Annotated in this window: 19 protein-coding genes; 8 read left to right on the top strand and 11 right to left on the bottom strand. The window is 37.0% G+C overall.

What is annotated here, in order from left to right; genetic code table 11:
• On the bottom strand, positions 1–892 hold an 892-nt coding region (locus tag C1642_RS04475), incomplete at its 3' end, for a sodium/glutamate symporter (protein WP_103235973.1).
• Between the two features lie 360 nt (positions 893–1,252).
• Between C1642_RS04475 and C1642_RS04470 the strand changes: the two genes are divergently transcribed.
• The 4 genes from C1642_RS04470 (at position 1,253) to C1642_RS04455 (ending at position 4,945) form a co-directional block, all read left to right on the top strand.
• Positions 1,253–2,401 carry an alpha/beta fold hydrolase gene (locus C1642_RS04470; RefSeq protein ID WP_103235972.1) on the top strand — a complete coding sequence of 383 codons (1,149 nt, stop codon included), beginning with the start codon at positions 1,253–1,255 and terminating at the stop codon, positions 2,399–2,401.
• Positions 2,402–2,558: 157 nt separating this feature from the next.
• Entirely contained in the window at positions 2,559–3,395 is an 837-nt protein-coding gene (locus C1642_RS04465) for an AraC family transcriptional regulator (protein ID WP_000097871.1), read from the top strand.
• A 50-nt stretch (positions 3,396–3,445) separates the two neighbouring features.
• Positions 3,446–4,051, top strand: coding sequence for a LysE family translocator (locus tag C1642_RS04460; protein WP_065708162.1), 606 nt, complete (start codon positions 3,446–3,448; stop codon positions 4,049–4,051).
• Positions 4,052–4,618: 567 nt separating this feature from the next.
• Entirely contained in the window at positions 4,619–4,945 is a 327-nt protein-coding gene (locus tag C1642_RS04455; RefSeq protein ID WP_000469224.1) for a hypothetical protein, read from the top strand.
• Here the strand turns inward: C1642_RS04455 and C1642_RS04450 are convergent.
• From C1642_RS04450 to C1642_RS04425, 6 genes are all read right to left on the bottom strand, one after another.
• Entirely contained in the window at positions 4,942–5,412 is a 471-nt protein-coding gene (locus C1642_RS04450) for an AnBLUF65 family BLUF photoreceptors (RefSeq protein WP_001102890.1), read from the bottom strand. The two genes, C1642_RS04455 and C1642_RS04450, sit on opposite strands and share 4 nt — an antisense overlap.
• 163 nt (positions 5,413–5,575) lie before the next feature.
• A complete protein-coding gene (locus C1642_RS04445) occupies positions 5,576–5,938 on the bottom strand; it encodes a NirD/YgiW/YdeI family stress tolerance protein (protein ID WP_000721827.1) in 363 nt (120 codons plus the stop codon).
• A 286-nt stretch (positions 5,939–6,224) separates the two neighbouring features.
• Entirely contained in the window at positions 6,225–6,869 is a 645-nt protein-coding gene (locus tag C1642_RS04440) for a glycosyltransferase (protein WP_000690466.1), read from the bottom strand.
• Positions 6,866–7,465, bottom strand: coding sequence for a class I SAM-dependent methyltransferase (locus C1642_RS04435; protein WP_004746672.1), 600 nt, complete (start codon positions 7,463–7,465; stop codon positions 6,866–6,868). The genes C1642_RS04440 and C1642_RS04435 overlap by 4 nt, the downstream gene beginning before the upstream one ends.
• A complete protein-coding gene (locus tag C1642_RS04430; RefSeq protein WP_000536974.1) occupies positions 7,440–8,234 on the bottom strand; it encodes a PIG-L deacetylase family protein in 795 nt (264 codons plus the stop codon). The genes C1642_RS04435 and C1642_RS04430 overlap by 26 nt, the downstream gene beginning before the upstream one ends.
• Positions 8,222–9,196 (bottom strand): acyl-CoA dehydrogenase, encoded by a 975-nt coding sequence (locus C1642_RS04425; RefSeq protein ID WP_000947660.1) that lies wholly within the window; start codon positions 9,194–9,196, stop codon positions 8,222–8,224. The genes C1642_RS04430 and C1642_RS04425 overlap by 13 nt, the downstream gene beginning before the upstream one ends.
• Before the next feature lie 298 nt (positions 9,197–9,494).
• On the opposite strand from C1642_RS04425, the gene C1642_RS04420 reads away from it, so the two are divergent.
• Positions 9,495–9,728 carry a DUF2171 domain-containing protein gene (locus tag C1642_RS04420; RefSeq protein WP_001094391.1) on the top strand — a complete coding sequence of 78 codons (234 nt, stop codon included), beginning with the start codon at positions 9,495–9,497 and terminating at the stop codon, positions 9,726–9,728.
• A gap of 147 nt (positions 9,729–9,875) precedes the next feature.
• On the opposite strand, the gene C1642_RS04415 is transcribed toward C1642_RS04420, so the two are convergent.
• The 3 genes from C1642_RS04415 to C1642_RS04405 form a co-directional block, all read right to left on the bottom strand.
• On the bottom strand, positions 9,876–11,273 hold the full coding sequence (locus tag C1642_RS04415; protein WP_103235971.1) for an amino acid permease: 1,398 nt from the start codon (positions 11,271–11,273) through the stop codon (positions 9,876–9,878).
• A gap of 102 nt (positions 11,274–11,375) precedes the next feature.
• Entirely contained in the window at positions 11,376–12,944 is a 1,569-nt protein-coding gene (locus C1642_RS04410; RefSeq protein ID WP_000181277.1) for a CoA-acylating methylmalonate-semialdehyde dehydrogenase, read from the bottom strand.
• A 110-nt stretch (positions 12,945–13,054) separates the two neighbouring features.
• Positions 13,055–14,437: an aspartate aminotransferase family protein gene (locus C1642_RS04405; RefSeq protein ID WP_103235970.1), complete on the bottom strand. Its 1,383-nt coding sequence runs from the start codon at positions 14,435–14,437 to the stop codon at positions 13,055–13,057.
• Between the two features lie 97 nt (positions 14,438–14,534).
• Here C1642_RS04405 and C1642_RS04400 point away from each other — a divergent pair, with 97 nt between their 5' ends.
• From C1642_RS04400 to C1642_RS19115, 3 genes are all read left to right on the top strand, one after another.
• Entirely contained in the window at positions 14,535–15,452 is a 918-nt protein-coding gene (locus C1642_RS04400; RefSeq protein ID WP_103235969.1) for a LysR family transcriptional regulator, read from the top strand.
• 117 nt (positions 15,453–15,569) lie between these two features.
• Positions 15,570–15,902, top strand: coding sequence for a hypothetical protein (locus C1642_RS19120; RefSeq protein WP_228153828.1), 333 nt, complete (start codon positions 15,570–15,572; stop codon positions 15,900–15,902).
• A gap of 546 nt (positions 15,903–16,448) precedes the next feature.
• On the top strand, positions 16,449–16,691 hold the full coding sequence (locus C1642_RS19115; RefSeq protein ID WP_228153827.1) for a hypothetical protein: 243 nt from the start codon (positions 16,449–16,451) through the stop codon (positions 16,689–16,691).
• A gap of 55 nt (positions 16,692–16,746) precedes the next feature.
• Here C1642_RS19115 and C1642_RS04390 read toward each other — a convergent pair whose 3' ends face one another.
• Positions 16,747–17,307: a TetR/AcrR family transcriptional regulator gene (locus tag C1642_RS04390; RefSeq protein ID WP_213064250.1), complete on the bottom strand. Its 561-nt coding sequence runs from the start codon at positions 17,305–17,307 to the stop codon at positions 16,747–16,749.
• Positions 17,308–17,718: the final 411 nt, after the last annotated feature.

Raw genomic sequence — 17,718 nt, 5'->3', positions numbered from 1 at the left:
GAGATAAAGACGCATTACCAAAAACGTCAATCGCGCGGTCAAAAATATCAACCTTCAACACGCTTTCTAAAATATTTCTTAAGATTACACCGCCACCAAGCGCCCAAACGAAAGTTGGTAACTCAAACCAAGTTCCCTTACTGAAGCCAGTCATAAATTCAGCAAATGCTAAACAGGCTGCAAACATACCAAGCGTGGTAATTGCATTGTCGGCAGTAATTAAACGAACTTGATGCGGGTTTTCAAACGGTGCAAGATCATCTGAATTTTGTTCAACATGCGTGTCACGCTGCTGAATCTCAGCATTGGTTTTTGCTTGAGCAAGGCTATAACGATTAATGAGCAATTTGGCTAAAGGACCACCAATGACACCACCAATAATCAAGCCAAACGTAGCACTTGCCATACCTAACGCTAAAGCACCCTGAATACCATGCTGGCTTTCTAAAATTTCACCCCACGCACCTGCTGTACCATGACCACCGGTTAATGTAATTGAACCTGCAATCAAACCAATAAGTGGGTCTAGACCCAATAAGGTTGCAAGGCTCATACCGACAGCATTTTGAACAACAATAAATGAGGCTACACAAATTAAGAAGATGACTAAAGCAGTACCACCCTCTTTAAGCTTCATAAAATTGGCACTTAAACCAATTGAAGCAAAGAACACGAGCATAAAGCTGGTTTGTAATTCACTGCTAAAAACAATACTGTATCCCCAAAAAGTGTGGACAAGTAAAGAAACTACCGCAGCGACCAAACCACCTGCTACCGGTTCAGGGATATTATAACGTTTTAAAAAATCAATCCGATTGACAAGAAAGCGACCCAACAATAGAACGATGACCGCCGAAATTAGTGTATAAAAACCATTAAAAACAAATTCCATATATACTACTTTCTGATTACATTCCTAACGGATTGTAAAATAATTATATTTTATTTTTTAATATGTAAAAAAAACACAAATAAACTTTACAAAATTACCCTACCAATAAATTTTTACTATTCTTAAGAATAGCTTAAATTTTTAAATATTTTATACAAAATCATGCCCTATAATTCAATTTATCAATCATTTCAAAATCTTATGTAAATAAATCATTAATTTAGTATAACTTCACTTTGATCTCTTAAACAGAAAATCCTGTCTTTTAGGTCACTGAACTCATCTTTTATTCCCTTTAATATCCGCAAAAGACCAGCTCGTTATTTGCTCTGGGCAACATCTTTATAGGTTTTATATTCAATGAGTTTATTGCTTAAAGTTCGACACAATGTTCCACAGGTACAGTCGATTAAAACATCTCTTAAAAAGCGTGCTGGTCAGAAAATACCTCACATGCTCTCCAATGCATCAGATCTGTTTTTTAGAGGGTCGGAAATTGCCCTGTCAGGAAAAACACCTTTTGATGTAATTTATAAGCATGAAATTATAAGCCTTCGCCATTATAGAAATGAGACAGAAGCATCAGCCAAACACCGTGTGCCGTTAGTGATTGTTCCACCTTTAGCTGTGAACATGCTCATTTACGATTTGTTTCCTACCCGCAGCCTGATACGCTATTTTTTAGATCAAGGTTTCGAGGTTTATTTAATAGACTGGGGTGTACCTACTCGCAATCAAGCCAAATACAATTTTGGCACCTATGTAAAAGTCTTTATGCCTGAAATGTTAAAGCAAGTCCGTATACATAGTGGACAACAACAGCTTTCATTACATGGCTGGAGTTTAGGTGGCGCCCTTTCACTTTGCTATACCGCATTATTTAAAGATAAAGATATTAAGAATCTGATGATTCTTGCTTCCCCGATCGACACACATAAAGCAGGTTATATGGGTAAGCTTTATGGAAGTCTGACTAAACCTGCACAGTGGGTCCGTAAGCATACGCCTTTTCGTATTCGCCAACATGTACCAAGTGAAGTGTTTCATATCCATGGATGGCAAAACACACTCGGTTTTAAATTAACGGACCCCATTGGCAATTTAAAAACCTATTGGCAACTTCTTAAAAATCTGGATAACCGAGAATTTATTGTTGACCACGCTACCTCTAGTTCATTTATCGACAATATGCTGGCCTATCCGGGTGGCGTTATGCGCGACATTATTTTACGTTTCTGGATTGATAATGAACTCTCAACAGGTGTAATCAAATTTGGGGAACTTACAGCTTATTTAAAAGATATTGATTGTTCAGTATTGGCTGTAGGTGGAGATACAGACATTATTGTGACCGCCGATGCTGTTAAGCCCCTTATGGATTTAATTAGTAGCCAAGATAAAACATTCAAAACTGTGCCCGGCGGCCATATGGGCGTAGTGTCCGGTAGCCAAGCTCCGACCTCTGTTTGGCCTGAAATGAGTAATTGGCTGGCTACACGTTCAGATTAATCAATTCAAACGTTAATGAAAAACCAGCCTGTTAAACTTTAGGCTGGTTTTAATGCACACTAAATTTTTAAAGTTTTTGCACAAATCTTCTAGAACTAATTTTATCTCTTTTATACTGTTTCAGGGGCTAAAATTAAAAGTTTATAGGTCAGTGCTTATGAGTAGTAACTGGGTGGATATTTCAAAAGATACCAATACGGGTATCGAAACAATCCGTGCTCATTTTACTGGCCATGCTTATGATCCCCATTGGCATTCAAGTTATTTAATTGGTGTAACTGAATCTGGCATTCAACAATTTCATTGCCGTAAAAAGCAAATCAATAGTCATGCTGGGCAAGTTTTTATGCTTGAGCCAGAAGAAATTCATGATGGACATGCGCCTGCATCTGATGGTTTTACCTACCAAATGCTTTATCTACATCCAGAATGGTTAAAGCAACGCCTTCAAGGTTTGTTTCACAACAGCCCCGATCATTACGAACTAGTGATTGATGCGCCATTAAAATCCGATGAACAACTCGCAATCATTACTTCACAAGCATTTCGACACTTACACTATAAAGAAATGAATATTGTGAAAGACAATAGTCTAGATGTGCTTATTCAATATATTGCCCAAGGTAAATGGTTAAAAAAAGTTTCTCAATCTTCTTGTATTCATGTTCCCCACATCGCCCATCAAATCCGAGATATTCTGCATGATCATTTATTTGAAGATATTGGGTTAGAAGATATATCACGTATGGTGGGACTAGACCGTTACCATATTCACCGTATTTTTAAATCAACTTTTCATTTAGCTCCTCATCAATATCTTATTCAACTGAGACTTACTCGAGCACGTGATTTACTCGCTAGAAGTATTTCTCCAGCACAAGTTGCTTCTGATTTATGTTTTTCAGACCAAAGTCATTTAAGTCGTTGGTTTAAACGCTGTTATGGACTAACACCAGCCGCTTACAGAAAAATCTGCACAAATCTTCAAGATTAAAAACCTTAATTATTTCATCTTGTCTCTCCCAATTAACTAAGGTAGACAAGATGGAAAACCTTACTGCATTTTCATTATTTGCAATTGTTGCCTCAATTACTCCAGGCCCGACCAACTTTATAATTTTAAGTTTAAGTAGTCATTATAAAATTTCTAAAACACTTCCCGTTATTTTAGGTTCTTGTATTGGAGCAGCCTTACTTGTATTAGTGGTTGGTATTGGCCTTGGCTCCACTATTCTTGCTTACCCTGCTATTCAAAAAATTATGACATGGAGTGGTTTAATCTGGCTTACCGTTCTAGCTTGGAAATTATATAACTACAATCCTGTTATCTCTTTAGAAAAAAATGAACAATACCCTCCTATTGGTTTTAAAGCTGCTTTTTTAATGCAAGCGATTAATCCTAAAACATGGATGATGGCTTTTGCAGTTATTAGCGTCTATACAAAACAGGGACAAGATATCTTAATAAATGTCTCAATTTTATCCTGCATTTTTTTACTTATAGCATTTCCTTGTCTCTACCTATGGGCCTTAGTAGGCAGACTAAGTACTCGGCTTCTTTCAAAACCAAAACATATAAATATTTTTAACAAAATAATGGCTATTATATTACTAGCCTCGGTCTGGTGGCCCATGTTCTCCATATTTTGATCATCCAAACCTAATCAAAATAGATAAGGAAATCTATTTTTAACAAATATATTTTAAATTTATAACTTTAAATTATTACTTTTCATTGTACAAATTACAAAAACTCATATTAACTAACTTTTTAATAATAATATTTTTAATTCATCAAGTTTTATTTAAAAATAATGATTGAAAATCCGATGTTACTTTTTGTTATTTATGTAAAGACCATCCCAACAATAATTTTAAATAAACATATGTAAAATATAAAGTTTCATTCATACAGCTTTGTAAAATTAGGTTATTTTTTATACAAATGTAGGCAATGTCTCACAATTATGTAAGCTAAAGATTACAACATAATTGATTGTTTTTCCTATAATTAATTTCAGTACATATAAGCACTCTTTACTATTAAATAGAAAGCTGAATATTAATAAAGAGATCTGGAGAAAATGATAAAGTCATCTTTATTAATATAAAAAGTCTCAATAATAGAAAAAGAATCTCAAAAAATGAATATGTACTATCTTTCCTCTGGAAACAGAGGAAAGATTACTTTTTAAATCTTCAGATAGGATATAAAGAATGTTTATTGCAAAAAATATATTTGTATATTTACTATCAATGTTAGCTTTATGCTTACTAATTATTCTTTTTAACTATCTAGGAATGAATCAGACACTAAATCTCATCATTTCTTCAGCGCTCTTTGGAATATTTATTACTTGGTACTACAAAGGAAGCGGACTGTGTATTGCCCTTTTTAGCTTTTTTTACTGGGCAATGTTTGTGATTAGTCAAAGTTTAGAAGTGATATGGATGCTGTCGATTTCAGTAATTGTCTATTTAGTCATGACACAAATCGTACCTAAACTCAAACACATCCATATCGGTATTGCATCTAATAGCTAGAACGGGTTTACTCCCCGATTCACCATTCCAACTTTTTTAACCGTATTCATCTTAGTTTGCTCTGCAATTAAGAGTTCATTTAAGAAAAATTTGAGGTTTTGCTGGTTCAGCAAAAGCGGGTTAAAGGTATTCTCTCCCATGTTAAGAAAGAAAGCTTCAATAGTTGTATTACGCTGCACGTATTTCATTGACCAACGCTGAAAAGAGTGTTCATCAATGGAGTATGTGCATAACCATTTAATATTATAATGCCTTTGATCTTTTTGAATTTTTTCAAATAATCTTTCAACGACCTCTTGTTCGCCTTCTAGACATTGAAAAAATGCATTATCGGCATAATAAAGCACCCCACAAATCCCGTTTAAATCGTTGAAATCACGAGCTTCTGTCAGAATATCACGTAAATCTTGTAGCAAATCTTCATTTTTTTCATTTCGTTGGCTGGCATAACACAGGCGAACGTTCATAAGACTTCCGTGAAATATAAAATTTCATTATTAATGGAATTTTCAACTTAACATACCTTTATTTAAAATACTTTATATTTCATTATTATAAAAAATTTATAAGCTTGCTTATTTCAATAAAAAAGCCCGAATCTAGTTCGAGCTTTTTATTTAAAATGAAAAATTATTTAACACGTTCAATTTGTAATACTTCAATTTCAGTCGGTTTAACGCGGTGGGTATCAACTTCACCCACAATACGCACTTTATCTCCAACCTTTAACTGCCAACCATTTGCCAAATCATCATCGACATCAATCACAATTGAACCTGTTTTGTCTTTAAATTCATAATGGTCGCCAGCGATATGCTTAACGATAGTACCAGTTAAGGTTACTCCTGTTTCATCAGCTAAAGTTTTAGCTTTTGAAACAGTGACTACATTTTTTGCTGCTTGATTAAGTAAAGCGGGATCTGTTCTTGCAAATGCTGCACTACTAGTTAATAAAACAAGTCCAGTGAGTGTGGTAAATAATATTTTTTTCATGAATATTCTCCTCGTTATTTTATCTATAGCTATCTAAACAATTTATGAAAACCGTGAGTTTTAGCTTTTGTGATTTTTTGTGTCATCGTGTCAGATATACAGCACTATTGTTGAGAAGGTCTTTGCGTTGGCCTAGATGTTTGTATGGTCATAATGAAAAAAAACCACATCGGGTGATGTGGCAAAAAGGTATAGCTCAATGAACACTAAACTACTATATATAACAGAGGATCTGAGTTTAGAATATATTTTAATTATTAAAATAATCTTAAGAAAGCAAGTTTAATTAAAGATTTTCTAAAAATTTTGATAAGCCTTCTGGCGCTCTTCCTTCGAGTCGACTACTGGTAGTTACCCGAACTAAATTGCTCCATGTAATATTACAGCACTGCCTTATCAGTTTTTGAATGAGCGAAACATCTTCATGGCAAGGAACAGGTTCAAAACCGCCTACTTGCATATAAGCAGCAGCACTAAAACTTAAATTTGCGCCATGAATATGATGATGATCCATACAATCCTGATAATGCGATAAATATTTTTTTTGTTTCATAACTGATAAACGGCTAAGGTCATCTAAAGTCACAATACCGCAAATTGCATCTGTAGGTTGATGCAAAATCTGGCAGCGTAACCAGTCAGGGCTGACCACACTATCAGCATCGGTACAGGCCAGCCAAGTTGCGCCGTTTTGAATAAGTTGGCGGATACCTAAGTCCCGTGCCTTTCCGACACATGCATAATTGCATTCAATCCAGCTTACTTCGTAGCGCTGTACAATTGAGCGCGACTGATCCGTACAACTATCAAGTACGACCATAACCTCGACTTGTTCATCCGGTACTTTTTCAATCGCCTCCTGAATTGATTGCAAACAGGCTGGCAAATGTTGCTCTTCATTATGCGCTGGAACTACAACACCTATTTTCATCGTAATTGTTCTCGCTGAGCTATTGATGAAGGATTAACCGTCCAAACATCGACCATAAAGTCCGGATCGTTCAGACTTAAATAGTGATGAAATGGAAAAGATTGTTGAAAGCTTTGATGGACTTTTTGGGCATTCAATTCAAAGTCCTGAATATCATGTCGCCAATGGCAACACAAAATTTCCCCTTCCGGGTTTAAGGCCTGCTTTAACTGTTCAATAAACTCACCTAACTCATCGAATGTGAGGTAGTACGCCACTTCGCTAATTACAATCAGGTCAAATTTTTGTTCATAAAAATCTTCAGGTATTTTTCTATTTTCAACAGTCACATGTTCAAATGCTTCTAACCGTTGGGATGCGAGCTGAACGGCTTGCTTCGACACATCAATACATAACATATGAGCAGCGCGCTGAGCCAGATAAACACTTAAATGCCCATTTGAACAACCAATTTCTAAAACTTTTTCATAGTGTGGTCGTGTTAATAATGCAAGGCAGATTTGTCTTTTACGGGCTTCATACCAGTGATAGTCATAGCCCCATGGGTCATTATTACTACGATACAACTCTTCAAAATACACACGAGAATGAATCACTCAGATATACCTCATAAGGCATTAAAAGACGGCTAATCGCACTTGAGGATAAAACGGCGGAATTTCCTGTGCTCTCATCGGCTTCAAGTTGTGTTTTAAATTGCATAACCGCCTGATGTTTTTTAATTAACTGGTTTTCAGTTAAGGCATAAGCTTTTGCTTTGGACCAGTTAATTCGTGTGTCAAAAGGCTCTGCCCAATGCCATGCCCAAATCAATACATGCAAACATAGTAAGTCCCGAGCTTCGGCAAAAGCTTGTACTGTTTTCCCGACAGCCTCATGATCTGGATGGCCATCAAGTGCATAGCTACAAATTAAAATATCTTCGGGCTGAACTATTTGGCGAAGCGCCTGATTCAATTGATCCGTCTGTAAATGAATTTGACCATCCATTAGATTTAAACCAATCCGTTCAGAAAAAGCTGAAATACCTAAAGTATTTAAAGCAGCCAGTGTTTCTTGCGGACGTAAATCGTTCAATTGGTCAGGAGTATATTTCACTGAATGAGGATGGCTTTGTGTTCCATTACTGACTGCCAAAATGACAATATGACAGTTTTGCTCAACTAGCTGCTGCATTAAACCACCACAACCCAGCACTTCGTCATCAGGATGCGGAGCAACAATCACCACTCTTTTAGACTGAAACAACTTTAAATTCAGCCGATCTAAAGGATTCTTTTTAAATGCCTCAAGCCACATGAATTCGGGTGTACCTTCACCTGAAATCATACGGTCCTCTACTAAGGGATGCTTCAAAGTTCCCATAAGCTTTTCTCCGGTAAACAGAGCTCAGCAATAGACTCATAATCAAAAGCCGCATGGCTCTGTCGGATAAATACTGGTAAATCAGCGATGAGCTGTGAAAATGTAGGCTCTTCACAATAAGGACGCGCGCCTAAAGCTTTACCAACGAGTTGAATAACACTCTGGCAGCATTGTTCTGTTTGGGCACGTAATATACGGATTTCACGCTCATGGCTGAGCGCAGGCTCATCATCAATGAGCTTGGCAATATATTGAAAATACTGTTTGGTTACAGAGAGCTGTTGAGCCAACTCCCCTAAATACATTTTTTTAAATGCGTTTGGGTTAAGGGTGCAACTTTTATGTAAGAAGCTAACCAAGCGTACCGCGGCACCATACCAACAAGCCGCAACACCAGCAGCACCATGCCAAAAACCCGGACGCTCCAAATAGCAATTTGGCAGTCCGATAGGAATAACAGGAGTATTGTCAAAATGCACTTGAGCTGTTTGGGTTCCCTGCATACCGACTGCTTGCCAGTGGCTCAAGTCAACATGAACAGAGGGATGAGCCAAATCAACGATACAAAGCTGTGCTTGGCCTTCTTTGTCCTTATAACTCATTAGGGCTTTTTGAATAAACTCTGCACCTGAGCACCAGGTTTTTATGCCATTACAGTGATTGTTCTGGACCTGTACAGGTGCCGGCCCGCCATCTGCTGCCCATACCGCCCAAGTTTGGTCATCGATTTCGTCTTGATAGCCCAATTCATTTAGAATACTTAAAGCATCATGATGTGACTCAAATAATTTAGCGAGACTTAAATCATACCCTGCAATTTGAGCAAACAATTGCCATCGCTGATAGGTATGACCTGAAGCTGGATAAGGCAAACTTTTAGATAAACTTACCAATTGGTAGAGTAAATCTTGGCGGAGCTGACTTTTGTTTTCGGCCTGAGCATGTTCAAATTCACTCAACATACTCAAGATTGTCATATTTATAGATATTTTAATATTCATTACAAATAATTATTCAAAAGTATTCACTTAAACATATCGAAATAATTCTGTTTAATTAAAGATATAAAATGTAATAAAAAGATATTTTCTATAACTTTATTCAATGAATATTTCTTTTTATTTCATTGTTACCTAAATATATCGCTTAAGTGAAATTATAAAATAATCATGTAAGGTTTATTAAAAATTAAGGATTTCTGCCGTTTTATCCAGTAATTTAGTTTCTACCGTTTTTCTATTTCCAAAGAAGAGGTCAAAGATGAATACTTTAAATATTAATGATATTAAAAAACATGCAGACGTTATTGCTTCTTGTGGCACCAAAGTAGGAACTGTCGATCATCTTGAAGGTGAAAATCAGTTAAAACTCACCAAAGATGAAAATGATCAACATCATCTTATCCCTACTTCTTGGATTGGGGAGGTAAAAGAAGATCAAGTCATTTTAAATAAAAACTCAGAAGAAGTTAAAGAAAACTGGCAAGCGATTTAAACGTCTTTGCTCAGTTAGCTTTTAACTCTTTATATTATTATAAAAACCCAACTACAATTAAAATAAAATAATTAGAATTAAAAAAATAAAAAGCTCCTTTTTATTAAGGAGCTTTTTATTTGTATCATTAAAAATTAATTTAATATTTTATAAATTACTCTGATTGATCGCAACCGAACGGGTTGCTTTACGCTTTCGGGTCACAAACAAACCGCAAACCACCACACCTAAGGTTACACCTAAAGATAGAGTCGTTTCATAACTATAGGCTGGTGAGAAGAACATATAAGCCAATACACTTAAAATAATGATAATCACAAACCAAGTCAGCCATGGGAATAACCACATTTTAAATGGAATTTCCGCTCCAGCCGCTTCTAGCTTATGTCTTAAACGTAGTTGTGAAAACGCAATAACCAAGTACACGAGCAAAGCAATTGACCCTGTGCTTGAGAGCAATAAGCCAAAAACTTTTCCTGGAAATACATAGTTAATGACACAGCACACTAAACCAATAAAAGTTGAGGAAAACACCGCAATTGCAGGTACACCGGCATAGTTCACTTTAGTGACTGCCTGCGGTGCTTCATTGCGTGTTCCCAAACGAAATAACATACGAGAAGAGGTATAAATTGCCGCATTCATACAGCTCGCCACGGCGATAAATACGACCGTATCAATAATAAGTTTAGTGCCCGGTACGTTTAAGCTCATTAAAACATATTGGAATGTCCCATACTTTTGTAAGTCCGGTGAACGCCAATCGACAAGTGAAACCGCAATAAACATTGAGACCACGAAAAAAAGAATAATACGGTACAACACCAAATTGGTGGCACGTCTAATTTTCTGTTTAGGGTTAGATGACTCTGCTGCGGCAATCGAGACAATTTCCACACCAAAGAATGAAAATGCCGTAATTAAAATGGCAGCTAAAATGCCTCCCATCCCGTGCGGCATAAAACCAGCGTTGTTGTATAAATTGGCAACACCACTGACATTTTTAGCTAAAGGCCAAATACCTGAAATTGCCAAAATACCAATAATAATGAACCCAATAATGGCAACGACTTTGACTAAAGAGAACCAGAACTCAAACTCACCAAAACTTTTGGTACTAAAAAAGTTGGCCAAGCTTAAGAACACAATAAAACAGAACGCATAGATAGAAACTGAAACGTTCGGAAACCACGAATGTAAAATTTCAGCACCTGCGATGGCTTCTACCGGAATCGCAAGTACCCAAAACCACCAATATAACCAACCAATGGTAAAGCCTGCCCACGGGCCAATGGCTTTACGGGCATAGGTAGAAAATGAACCAGTGTCCGGCTCTAAAACGGCCATTTCACCTAACATGCGCATCACCAGAAACACCATAATGCTGGTAATCAGGTATGCAAGAATCACTGCGGGGCCTGCTTTGACAATTGCAGAAGATGAACCGACAAATAAACCAGCACCAATAACACCGCCAATACTAATCATTGTGATATGGCGATTTGAGAGTCCTTCGCCTAATTTTTTTGTTCTATCATTATTCATATTTCATTCCTTAAAAATATATCCATAAAAACAATCTATTACATTTCAAAATCCTACAGTCATGAAAAAAGGGAAAACGGCTGTTTTCCCTAATAATAAAAATTAATTTAAAGTTGGCATTGAAAATTGTTTTGCTTCACGGACTTGAGCAGATGGCCAACGCTGTGTAATGGTTTTACGGCGTGTGTAAAAACGGACACCATCTGGGCCATACGCATGTAAATCACCAAACAGTGAACGCTTCCAGCCACCAAAGCTATGATAAGCCACAGGTACTGGTAAAGGCACATTAATACCCACCATACCGACTTGAATATGACTGCTAAAATAGCGTGCTGCCTCACCGTCACGGGTATAGATACAAGTACCGTTACCATATTCATGGTCATTAATGAGTTGCATCGCTTCTTGCATGGTATTTACACGCATAACTTGCAACACAGGACCAAAAATCTCTTGCTGGTAACTGGTCATGTTTGGTGTGACTTGATCAATTAAAGTTGGCCCAACAAAGAAACCTTTTTCATAGCCTGCCGGTTTTGCATCGCGGCCATCGACCACAATTTTTGCGCCTTGCTGCTCTGCACTTTGAATATAGGCTTGTACTTTGTCTTTATGTGCTTGGGTAATAAGTGGCCCAAAGTCGTTGCTTGCATCTGCATAGTGGCCGAACTTCAATTTTTTCATTTCTTGAGTCAGCTTATCAATCACAACATCGGCAACTTCATCGCCAATGGCAACCGCAACCGAAAGTGCCATACAACGTTCGCCAGAAGAGCCAAAAGCTGCACCTAACAATGAAGTCACTACGTTATCAATATCGGCATCAGGCATAATAATCGCGTGGTTTTTTGCACCGCCTAATGCTTGGCAACGTTTACCCGTTGAAGTCGCTGTACGGTAAATATATTCAGCAATTGGTGTTGAACCCACAAAGCTGACTGCCTGAATGCGAGGATGATGCAATAAGGCATCTACCGCCTCTTTGTCACCATTCACCACATTAAACACGCCGTCAGGTAAACCTGCCTGTTTTAAAAGTTCAGCAAGGAATAAAACCACAGAAGGTGCTTTTTCAGAAGGTTTTAAAATAAAGCAGTTTCCGCAAACCAGTGCCATTGGGAACATCCACAACGCCACCATAGCTGGGAAGTTAAATGGTGTAATTCCAGCCACAACACCTAGCGGTTGAAACTCACTCCATGAGTCGATATCTGGTCCGACATTTTTTGAATATTCCCCTTTTAAAAGCTCTGGTGCACCGCAAGCGTATTCAACATTTTCAATACCACGTTGCAGTTCGCCTTGAGCATCATGAGAAATTTTACCGTGCTCTTGCCCAATCAAAGCGCAAATCTTTTCGGCATTTTGCTCTAATAATTGTTTGAACTTAAACATGACACGTGCACGTTTAATGACCGGTGTATCTCGCCATGCAGGAAATGCTTGTTCGGCCGCCTGAACTGCTTCATTTACCGTTTGTGCATCTGCAATTTCGACTTCTTTACTAATTTCACCCGTCGCAGGATTGTAAACTGGCTGTTTTCTTGCCGTTTTAGATACAATTCTTCCTTGAATGAAATGCCCTAGCACTTTTTTGGCTTGTTCACTATGCGTACTATTTTCAGTTGAAACTTCGTCATAGCTAAAATCTTCTAGGCCATTTGTCATTGTTGTTACTCCTTACTACAATTAGTTTTCAAATCAAACTGCATTTTTCATTTAGATTTTGAAGATGGGTCTGTTGACATTACAGACCCCGATAAAATGCCTAATAAACTTTAATTCACTTGATAAAGTGCATCGCCCACAGCATTCATTAAGCGGTCAATATCTGCTTCTGTACTATTAAACATTGGACCGAACTGAAGCGTGTCGCCACCAAAGCGAACATAGAAACCTTCTTTCCAGAGTTTCATACCAAGCTCAAAACCTCGGATTGTGGCATCGCCATCACGTGGTGCTAACTGCAAAGCACCGATCAAACCACAGTTACGAATATCTAAAATATGCGGCGTACCTTTTAAACCATGCAGCATTTTTTCAAAAGTTGGTGCTAACGCCGCAGATTGAGCTAATAGGTTTTTCTTTTCTAAAACTTCAAGCGCAGCTAAAGCAGCCGCACAAGCAACTGGATGTGCCGAATAGGTATAGCCGTGGGTAAATTCAATGGCATGCTCTGGTAAATCTTGCTGCATAAAGGCTGAGTAAATTTCATGGCTTGCCACCACACCACCTAAAGGAATAGCACCATTGGTCACCTGTTTCGCAAAATTCAAAATATCTGGCGTAACCCCAAAATATTCTGCCGCCGTCCACGTTCCTAAACGCCCAAAGCCTGTAATCACCTCATCAAAAATTAACAAGATGTCATGCTGATCACAGATCTCTCTTAAACGTTGTAAATAACCCGTTGGCGGCACAATACAACCTGCAGAACCGGAAATAGGCTCCACAATGACGGCTGCAATATTTGAAGCATCATGTAGCTCAATTAACTTAAGCATTTCATTAGCAAGTTCTAGCCCGCCTGTTTCTGCACAACCTTTGGTAAAAGTTAAATTCGGCTGCAAGGTATGCGGTAAATGGTCTACATCCATCAGTTGACCAAACATTTTACGGTTGCCGCCAATCCCACCTAAACTTGTCCCCGCAACGTTCACACCATGATAGCCACGGGCGCGACCAATCAATTTGGTTTTACTTGGTTTACCTTTAATGCGCCAATAGGCACGTGCCATTTTTATAGACGTATCTGCCGACTCCGAACCTGAGTTGGTAAAGAAAACGTGTTGTAGTTTTTCAGGCATATGCTGAACAATTTTATCTGCCAGCTTAAAAGACAATGGATGACCAAACTGGAACGCTGGTGAGTAGTCGAGCTGACCTAATTGAGCACTTACCGCTTGTTGAATTTCAGGCAAGGTATGACCTGCACCACACGTCCATAAGCCTGAAAGTGAATCGAATATTTCACGGCCAGAATCATCAATCAGATAAGACCCTTTGGCACCCACAATCATACGTGGGTCTTTAGCAAAGTTTCGGTTTGCTGAAAAAGGCATCCAGTGTGCCTGATAATTTATATGCATATTATTATTGGTTTGAACCGCGTCCAAAGTATGTTCAGAGTCGCTGAATTTATCCGTATCAAACATAACCATTCCTGTTTATTTTCAAATTATGGTTTGAGTGTACATAGCGAGATAAGTTTGATAAATTCAAATTATCTTGAGTTTAGATTTAAAAAAACAAAACTAAATGAAACCCAAAAAATTAAATCAAGTCACTGATTTTGATATAAAACTTCTAAAAATATTTAAAACGGTTTGCGACTGTCACAGCTTTACATCTGCCGAAAGTATTTTAGGTATTAGCCGCTCTGCAATTAGTTTGCATATGAGTGATTTAGAAAATCGTTTGGGCATTCGGCTATGTCAGCGAGGCCGTGCCGGATTTGCCCTGACCGACGAAGGGCGGGAAATTTTAGAATATATTGAAGTGCTCACAGCAGCGATTGAAGACTTCCGCTCTAAAGTCAACCAAATGCATAACCGCCTTAAGGGTGAATTTAATATTGGAATTATTAACAACCTTGTGACTATGCCTAGAGGCTATATCACCAACACCTTGACACAACTTGCCCAGGAACATGCCGAAGTTATTATTAATATCAGTATGAGCACCCTTTCAGATATTGAGTGCCGTGTACTTGATAACCGTTTGCACGCAGGTGTTATCCCCCTTGTTACGCCTTTGTCTGGTTTAGACTATTTCGATTTATATAGTGAAAGTTCATTTTTATATTGCGGCAAAAATCATCCTTTATTTAACCAATGTAGCAACATTCATTTAAATGAATTAAAAAAATGGCAAGCCATTCTTCCTAATTATGCAATTACCTCGGAAGCAGCCAAATTGCATCAGCTTTTAGATTGTAAAGCGACGGCAAGTGACCGCGAAGGTATTGCCTTTCTCATTTTAACCGGAAAATTTTTAGGTTTTTTACCCGACCACTATGCAAAAAAATGGGTTGAAGATGGTGTTATGCAACCTGTTTTAAAAGATAAAATGCACTACAGCACCCCTATATGCTTAATTACTCATAAGGGTAAAAATCACAATAATATTTTAAAAACCTTTATGGAAATGCTTGAGAAGCGAATAGCTAACAATTAAAAGTACCAAATATTTCAGTAGAATTTATATTTATTAGTATAATTTAATCTCCTATTTTTATTAATAAAAATATATAATTTTTATTTCACATTAGAGATAACTACATAAGGTCTATTCATGAAAAAAATTTCAAATTTAACAGCCTCTCTTTTATTTATTATATTAACTGGTTGTGGAGGAAGTAGTTCAAGCACTAATAATACAGAGAATCTATCATCCCAAACTAAAGAACAATCTCCACAAGAAACCAATACTCTAAAGTGTAATCGAGGGATTCTACTCAACTCTACACTTTCAACAAATACAATTTTTGATGAGCCCTTATATTCCCTTACATACAATTATAAGCAAATACCTACAGGCAATAGCTTCACTACTATAAGACAATTGTATGCAGATGAATTTCAAAGAAATGGGCAGATGATATATTCATCACCAAAAGCAATTTAAAATGTAACCGCTGACGAAATTGAAAGTAGTTTAGCTGAAGATGTTGTACAAACTTATGACCTTAACTCTTTTGGCCTTTTCACTAAAAAGACTTATCAAAAGCAAAATAATGGTTGGCCTGAGGGCTATATTGTTGCCTCACAAGGTTCACAAATTACGACTGCTCAATTTAATGATAGTTGTAGCTTAAATTCAGATAATGTTAGTTTCGATTATGAGAAAATTAATGTTTCTGGTAAAAAAGTAGCTGATATTTTCCCTCCTAATATCATAAATTCAATACCAAAAGATTCAGACTATATTTATATTAGTGATCAATTTTCTCGTATTCTTAAAGATAATCAAACAGCCTTTGCAAATTTAGTAAATAGTAATGCAACTTTCCCAAGTGGCTCTTTTGTTTATGTCCCAAAGTCTGTTATTTATAACAATACAGAATTTTATTTATTTGATAGCTCACTCACTGATTTCAAAACTCTAGCTGAATGGCAACAAAAACTTTATCCGAATTTTAATTATAAATTTGATACTGTTGCTGGCTATAAAGTGACTTATTTTGTAGATAGTGCAGGTAACCCAATTTTTGACAATGGTAAAGATCCAGCCATTGAAATGAATGGTAAAATTTACGATGGGGAATGGCAAGTTAAAGGCAATGTTATCTCTGAAACATATGGAGCACCACCAACTACATGGAATACTAACTACCAATCAAAAAGTGAATTTGCTTTATACAATAAAGCAAGTTATGACTTTCTTGTTGCCCAAATCCAAACTTACTATAAGTAAAATTTAAAACCTGTATATCCCAAAGTACCTTACCAAAGTACTTTGGGATATTTATCTAAACCAAACCAATCTTTAATAAAAAGTAATCTAATGCCTTATTTCCTTCATGCGCATCGTTCTTGTCTAAACACTGAATAGTTGCGCCTTCAATCATATATAAAAATAGTTTGGCATCATTAAATGAAGCACCAAATTTAAGTATTCTAAGCTGACTATAAATTTCATTTTTTAGCCATGTTCTATAGCGCACGGCGGTTTGATAAGCGTTGGGATAGCTATTTTTAATTTCAAAAACGGCTTTAAATAATAAGTAATACAGCCCTTCTACATCGGTATGTAAGTCATAAAGCTTTTTGAGTTTATCGATTGCGGGAGTGCTTAAGTCATACTCAATCATTGCGACCATTTGCTCTTGGAGCTTTTCTTTTTGCACCATCAGGCAGATTTCAATCAGCCTTTCTTTAGAGTGAAAATAATTATAAAAAGTCGCTTTTGTAATCTCTGATTCTTTCACTATTCTGTCGATGCCAATAAGGTGAAATCCACGGTGATGAAACAGATCAATTGCTTTATTTACAACGTATAAGGCACGTGTTGGGAGAACTAAATTTCGCATAATTTTACCGTTATAAATTCTTGTTGTTTGTAAATGAGATACTTTTCTGGGAGAAAAAAAGGCACAGCAAAGCCTATAAAGACTGTGCTTGGCACATCTCAAGTTTTGTTGTTGCTAAGTTTTAAATAAAAATGATTTTAAGCCTGAAAACCTCAGGGTAATCAAGCTGCTTTAATTTTTAAGCTGTGTCGTTATAGCTTTTGGCTTCGAGAGCCAAGAAACAATGGATGTGCAAAGCCAACTCCTTTTTATTGGGAGTTCTGCCAGACATTAAAATTATGGTGGCGAAACGAAAAGGGGTTAGCAGACTGATTTACCCAAAAATCAGCACATCCGAAGATGTCCCCCTCCCGTTCTGAACTGCACCCCATAAGTTAGACTTTTTAAACTTATGAGGTGTGCCCTATGCCA

This window comes from Acinetobacter sp. AKBS16 (genome assembly GCF_002899995.1).
Classification (GTDB): domain Bacteria; phylum Pseudomonadota; class Gammaproteobacteria; order Pseudomonadales; family Moraxellaceae; genus Acinetobacter; species Acinetobacter baumannii.
Note: the sequence above shows the minus strand (reverse complement) of the source record. Positions and strands in the feature narration are given on the sequence as shown.

Excerpts from the sequence above, each read along its gene's own strand:
- C1642_RS04470 (WP_103235972.1), top strand. The coding sequence starts at position 1,253 with ATGAGTTTATTGCTTAAAGTTCGACACAATGTTCCACAGGTACAGTCG.
- C1642_RS04465 (WP_000097871.1), top strand. The coding sequence starts at position 2,559 with ATGAGTAGTAACTGGGTGGATATTTCAAAAGATACCAATACGGGTATC.
- C1642_RS04460 (WP_065708162.1), top strand. The coding sequence starts at position 3,446 with ATGGAAAACCTTACTGCATTTTCATTATTTGCAATTGTTGCCTCAATT.
- C1642_RS04455 (WP_000469224.1), top strand. The coding sequence starts at position 4,619 with ATGTTTATTGCAAAAAATATATTTGTATATTTACTATCAATGTTAGCT.
- C1642_RS04450 (WP_001102890.1), bottom strand. The coding sequence starts at position 5,412 with ATGAACGTTCGCCTGTGTTATGCCAGCCAACGAAATGAAAAAAATGAA.
- C1642_RS04445 (WP_000721827.1), bottom strand. The coding sequence starts at position 5,938 with ATGAAAAAAATATTATTTACCACACTCACTGGACTTGTTTTATTAACT.
- C1642_RS04440 (WP_000690466.1), bottom strand. The coding sequence starts at position 6,869 with ATGAAAATAGGTGTTGTAGTTCCAGCGCATAATGAAGAGCAACATTTG.
- C1642_RS04430 (WP_000536974.1), bottom strand. The coding sequence starts at position 8,234 with ATGGGAACTTTGAAGCATCCCTTAGTAGAGGACCGTATGATTTCAGGT.
- C1642_RS04425 (WP_000947660.1), bottom strand. The coding sequence starts at position 9,196 with ATGTTGAGTGAATTTGAACATGCTCAGGCCGAAAACAAAAGTCAGCTC.
- C1642_RS04420 (WP_001094391.1), top strand. The coding sequence starts at position 9,495 with ATGAATACTTTAAATATTAATGATATTAAAAAACATGCAGACGTTATT.
- C1642_RS04415 (WP_103235971.1), bottom strand. The coding sequence starts at position 11,273 with ATGAATAATGATAGAACAAAAAAATTAGGCGAAGGACTCTCAAATCGC.
- C1642_RS04410 (WP_000181277.1), bottom strand. The coding sequence starts at position 12,944 with ATGACAAATGGCCTAGAAGATTTTAGCTATGACGAAGTTTCAACTGAA.
- C1642_RS04405 (WP_103235970.1), bottom strand. The coding sequence starts at position 14,437 with ATGGTTATGTTTGATACGGATAAATTCAGCGACTCTGAACATACTTTG.
- C1642_RS04400 (WP_103235969.1), top strand. The coding sequence starts at position 14,535 with ATGAAACCCAAAAAATTAAATCAAGTCACTGATTTTGATATAAAACTT.
- C1642_RS19120 (WP_228153828.1), top strand. The coding sequence starts at position 15,570 with ATGAAAAAAATTTCAAATTTAACAGCCTCTCTTTTATTTATTATATTA.
- C1642_RS04390 (WP_213064250.1), bottom strand. The coding sequence starts at position 17,307 with ATGCGAAATTTAGTTCTCCCAACACGTGCCTTATACGTTGTAAATAAA.